Below are 2,962 nucleotides of genomic sequence, written 5' to 3'. Positions count from 1 at the left end.
CAATATTCTTCAGAGGATTTTCATACTCCTCTGAGTCGTCTTCCTCTCCATCTGCGTCATCTGTCAGGGAGTTATTAATGTCATCCAGGTCGTCGTTCAGGCTGCTGAGATCATTACTATCAATCTCATCATCCTCATCGTTCATCAGGATGTCAGGAGCATTAGGGAAGTCCTCATCTTCATCGACTATATTCTGATCTTCTTCTGGCTCTGGTTCAGGTCTCTGAAGCTTTGGTAGGGGCTGATCAGGCCAGTCGGCGTCCACAGGGCCCAGAGAAAAAAACAGTTGACTGGAGGTTATGATGTCAAAATGATTAGCATTTAGCTCTGAACCCCGGGGTAGACCATTGCAGTACAGCAAGCTGCCTTCAGACTGGCTGGCTATGTTTATTTGACCCTGTGGGCTGATGTTTATAATCAGTTCATGGTCACTGAGTGATTCATCGGTCAAAACCAGATCAGATTGATCACTCTTGCCCAAAGAGTGGCTGCCGGGTTCCAGCGGAATTTCAGCCCCCTGGTGATTGCCAGAGAGTATTTTGAGGTAAAACTCGATCATGGCCGTCTACCCGAAATGCTTTCCTTAGCTCATGGCTCTCCATGTGCTCATGGCTGTTTTACGCGTTCCCAGAGCCTATCTCATTTCATCGGTCTTGAATTAAAAAAGTGAAATGGCCTTTTTGGGCTATCTTTTCCCTGATAAAGATTTTAGAAACTTCGATTTTCAGGTGGTTTAAGTCTTAGGTTAAGTGAAACTACTTATCTTTACCAGAGTTGTTTCTTTGATCTACATCTTCGGGCAAAGTGCTGATAAGGTTAGTATCTATCACTGATTAGCTGGTAAAACTTCCCAGGGTGATAGCGCATTGCCTCTTAGGCTACGTGTGTATTGGTGCATTTTTAGAGGGTTTACCCTGACGCACATGAAGGTGCACCTGAGCGGCTGTAAGAGCGAAGAGCTGATGGGCAAATGATCGATGTTTTACGACAGAAGTCTGACAGACCCAAACAGAGCGGGCACTCTTATAGAAATAATGATGTATGCGGCATCTGGCGAACAGAAACAGAGGTGCGCCATTCATCGTCGCATGAATAACAAGAAGAGAGCAGGTACTTATGGAAGCATCTTTCTGGAACGACAAGCGTCCGGCAGGCGTTGCTGAAACCATTGATCCCGATCGCTATCCCAATCTTTTGGCGATAGTAGAGGAACTTCTCGAAAAAAATGCCTCCCGGCCGGCATTTACGGGTATTGGGTATACTCTGACGTACGGTGATATAGACCGCTACAGTCTGCAATTCGCCAACTACCTGCGTGAGCACACCTCCCTGAAGCCTGGCGACCGAATTGCCATCCAGATGCCCAATCTGCTTCAATACCCGATTGTGGTATACGGGGCGATCAGGGCTGGTCTAACCATTGTTAATACCAACCCCCTGTATACCGATCGGGAAATGTTGCACCAGTTCAACGATTCTGGTGCTAAGGCCCTGGTATTCATGGACAACTTTGGTCATCTGGTTGAAGAGGTTGTGGAAAAAACGGGCATTGAGCACCTGATTGTAACCCGGGTGGCCGATATGCTGCCATTTGCCAAGCGCACCCTGATTAATTTTGCTGCAAAACATGTCAAGAAGATGGTGGAGCCTTTTAATCTGCCAAAGGCTGTACCTTTCAGGGATGCGCTGGCTAAAGGTGAAGCCTGTCAGGCTAAACCTCTTGAGAATCCTCCTTCAGCTCAAGATCCTGCTGTTTTCCAATATACAGGGGGCACAACAGGGGTCGCGAAAGGAGCGGTACTGACTCAACGAAACCTGATTGCCAATATGCTTCAGGCTGCGTCAGCTCTGTCACAGTTGGATGAAAGTGGTCAGCCGGTGCAGCAGGTTGGTAATGAAATTATCGTGGCACCTCTGCCTCTTTATCACATTTATGCTTTTACCGTTCATCTACTCTGCATGCCGTACATGGGGAATCAGAATATCCTGATTGCCAATCCCAGGGATACCAAGACTTTTATAAAATTCATCAAGCCCTGGCAGTTTAGTGGCTTCATTGGCTTGAATACGCTCTTTGTTAGTCTGTTGAACCACCCGGATTTCAGGGAGTGCGACTTCAGTAAGCTGAAACTCACCCTCTCCGGTGGTACGGCTTTGCAGAGAGAAACCGGAGTTCGCTGGCAAAAATTCACCGGATGTCACGTCTCGGAAGCTTATGGTTTGACGGAGTGCTCTCCAGCGGTTTGCATGAATCCTTTTGGGGACATTGCTCAGCTAGGCACTGCTGGACTTCCGGTGTCCAGTACTGAACTGAAAGTGATCAATGAAGAGGGAGAAGCTCAAGCTGTTGGAGAGAGAGGAGAGCTCTGTGTGCGTGGGCCTCAAGTTATGAAGGGGTATTGGAAAAGATCTGAAGCTACTGCCGAGGTGTTGTCTGAGGATGGTTGGCTGAGAACTGGCGACGTGGCCGTCATAAAAGAGGACGGCTTTGTTGAAATCGTCGACAGGATCAAGGATATGATTTTGGTTTCCGGCTTTAATGTTTACCCCAATGAGATTGAAGACATAGTGGCTAGCTTTGAGCGGGTTGAGAATTGTGCAGCCATCGGCATTCCTGATGATGTCACTGGAGAGAGAATCAAGTTGTTTGTGGTGCCTTCAGACGACGGATTGAAGGAAGAAGAGGTAGTGGCTTTCTGCAGGGATCATCTGACTGCTTACAAAGTGCCCAAGGATATTGAGTTTCGTCCGGAGCTACCCATGACTCCGGTTGGTAAAATTCTGAGGAAAGATCTGCGTAAGGAAGAATTGGAAAAGACTTCCTGACATTGGTGCTGTTTCACAAGAAAACCGGCTTTGCGCCGGTTTTCTTGTGAATGTACTGAAAGTGCTCTGTATATGTCAAACTCACTAGCAGCCTGTCGGACTTAAGGCTGTCCTACTGCGGTTGCAATAAATTGGT

Annotated in this window: 2 protein-coding genes; one reads left to right on the top strand and one right to left on the bottom strand. The window is 47.5% G+C overall.

Features of this window, described 5'->3' with window-relative positions:
- Positions 1-559: FHA domain-containing protein (locus KDK17_RS03065; RefSeq protein WP_257287316.1), on the bottom strand; the 559-nt coding region annotated here is incomplete at its 3' end.
- Positions 560-1,116: 557 nt separating this feature from the next.
- Between KDK17_RS03065 and KDK17_RS03060 the strand changes: the two genes are divergently transcribed.
- Positions 1,117-2,826, top strand: coding sequence for an AMP-binding protein (locus tag KDK17_RS03060; RefSeq protein ID WP_257287315.1), 1,710 nt, complete (start codon positions 1,117-1,119; stop codon positions 2,824-2,826).
- Positions 2,827-2,962 lie beyond the last annotated feature (136 nt).

The sequence above is a fragment of the Endozoicomonas sp. SESOKO2 genome, from assembly GCF_024606245.1.
Classification (GTDB): Bacteria; Pseudomonadota; Gammaproteobacteria; order Pseudomonadales; family Endozoicomonadaceae; genus Endozoicomonas_A.
This window is presented reverse-complemented; position numbering and strand designations above follow the sequence as displayed.

What these genes read in the sequence shown, in the direction of transcription:
- KDK17_RS03060 (WP_257287315.1), top strand. Translation starts at nt 1,117, where the DNA reads ATGGAAGCATCTTTCTGGAACGACAAGCGTCCGGCAGGCGTTGCTGAA.